This window comes from Desulfosarcina sp., from assembly GCF_041551955.1.
Classification (GTDB): domain Bacteria; phylum Desulfobacterota; class Desulfobacteria; order Desulfobacterales; family Desulfosarcinaceae; genus Desulfosarcina.
Map to the genome: position 1 here is coordinate 1 of NZ_JBFELV010000595.1, position 2235 is coordinate 2235.

Sequence of the window (2235 nt, forward strand, 5' to 3'; positions counted from 1 at the left end):
CAGCACCTGGCCGTTCTGCATGGTCAGTGCACCGAACATCCAGTACGGATATCCCGTGGATGGAATCATGGCCCCCCACTGAGACCCGTCGGGTTTGGTCAGTTTTTTTCCCACCGCCACCAGTTCATCCCAGGTTGCCGGCGGCTTATCCGGGTCCAGCCCCGCGGCACGGAAAGCGTCTTTGTTATAGTACATAACGATGGTGCTGCGCTGAAAAGGAATGCCCCAGGTTTTTCCCGCCGTACGCCCGTTTTCCATGAGTGCCGGATAGAACGAGTCCAGCCAGGCCTTTTCTTCGGCTGTCTCCACCACGTCGTCGAAGGCAACAATGGCGTCCTGTTCGATCATCTCGTAGATGTCGATGGAGAACATCACGGACAGCTGGGCCGGCTGACCGCTCTTCAAGGCGGCCAGTGCTTTGATGCGTGCATCGTTGTAATTGCCCGCATAGATGGCCTTAACCGTGATGTCCGGGTTTTCTTTCATGAAGTCGTCCACGATGCCGTCAACGACCGATGTCAGGGGTCCGCCAACGGCTACCGGATAATACATGGTCAATTCCGTAGCCGAACCAGGGACAACGGTCGCAATCAACAACGCCGTCGCCATCACGAAAATGCATAGCCATTTGATTCCTTTGAACATAATGCGCCTCCTCCTTTTCAATCGGGTTCGTTTGGTTGTCCGCCGGAAGGCGGACCGGGTTGCCATTTTTCAGGTCCACGCAATCAAGATGATACCCGTTGTGGGTCTTCGATTCGGATGCCATCGGCCCCAAATCGGTGAACCGCCGCTTCAGACCAACTGACATGCAGCTGTTCGCCGGGGTTATAACAGCGGTGGCCATCGATCTTGCCAAACAGGGTTTGCCCGCCATGGGCCAATCGCAGAACGGTTTCCGCTCCCAGATAATCGGTCGCGGAAACGCGCACCGGCAGGCCGCTTGGCCCCACCTGAACATGTTCGGGCCGCACCCCGATATACCCGTCGGTAAGCCTATCTGGCGACAGGGAGCCACCGCAGGCAGCGGCCAATGCGGATCGCTCTTCGATCAGATCGAGTTTCAGCAGGTTCATGGGAGGCGACCCCATGAACTGGGCGGCAAAGGTCGTTTGGGGTCGCTCGTAGAGCTCGTGGGGACGACCGATCTGTTCAACCCGTCCTTTTTTAAGCAGAACCACCTGGTCGGCCATGGTCATGGCCTCCACCTGATCGTGGGTGACATATACCATGGTAAGACTCAGCTTCTGCTGCAGGGAGCGGATCTCGTCACGCATTTCCGCCCGGAGCTTGGCATCCAGATTGGACAGCGGTTCATCCATGAGACAGACCCGCCGCCGCGACACGATGGAGCGTGCCAGCGCCACCCGCTGCCGCTGCCCGCCGGAAAGCTGGGCCGGCTTGCGGTTCAACAGCTCTTCGAGGCCGACCATACGTGCGGATTCATCGAGACGGGAACGCCGTTCAGACTGAGAAATTCCCCGCACTTTCAGCCCGAAAAGGATATTTTCCCGGACATTGAGATGGGGGAACAGGGCATAGGACTGAAATACCATGGATACCCCACGCCTGGCAGGGTCCATGTGGGTCACGTCGTTTCCGCCGATGGCGATGGATCCTGAGGAAACATTTTCCAAGCCGGCAATCAGGCGCAGGATCGTGGACTTGCCGCAGCCGGACGGACCCAGCAGCACCGTCAGGCTGCCTTCGGCAACGGTAAAGGAAACCTGGTCAACGGCAACGACCAGATCCCAATGTTTGGCCAGTTCACGAATTTCGATGCGACTCATGGGGGCGCCTCTCCTTTGCAGGCGATCAGCTGAGGGACAAAATTTTCCAGCGATGATCCAGCAGCTTTTTGGAAACGATTTCAGGCGTGGTACCGATGCTAAAGGCCAGAGACACAGCGTCGGGCACATGGCGGGCCACTTCCCGGGCAATGGCGTGCTTGGCATGACTGTTCAATGTCTGGTGCCACGAGTAGACCACATTTCCTGGAAGGTTCATCCGCTGAACACCACCGTGGAGGCGCCGAGCAATCCCCCGATCACACAGCAGGTTCAAATCTCGACGAATCGCCTGGTTGGACACGTTTAAGTGACCGGCGAGGACTTCCACGCGGATGAAATCCTGCTGGCGGATCATTTCGTCAATCTGTGCCTGGCGTTCGGAAAGAAGCATCGATTGGTTTAGGCAACCGGTTGATCGCTGGCTTTTATTTGAACATATATTGAA

3 protein-coding genes are annotated in these 2235 nt (G+C 57.2%); all 3 read right to left on the reverse strand.

Annotated elements, in window-relative coordinates; all coding sequences use genetic code 11:
- Positions 1-645, reverse strand: a 645-nt coding sequence (locus tag ABYV26_RS24605) for an extracellular solute-binding protein (RefSeq protein WP_372683987.1), incomplete at its 3' end; no start/stop codon positions are given.
- Between the two features lie 83 nt (positions 646-728).
- The gene (locus tag ABYV26_RS24610; RefSeq protein WP_372683988.1) at positions 729-1790 is read right to left on the reverse strand and encodes an ABC transporter ATP-binding protein; all 1062 of its coding nucleotides are present in this window, start codon (positions 1788-1790) and stop codon (positions 729-731) included.
- A gap of 25 nt (positions 1791-1815) precedes the next feature.
- Positions 1816-2235 (reverse strand): DeoR family transcriptional regulator (locus tag ABYV26_RS24615; protein WP_372683989.1); only part of this gene is annotated, 420 nt, incomplete at its 5' end.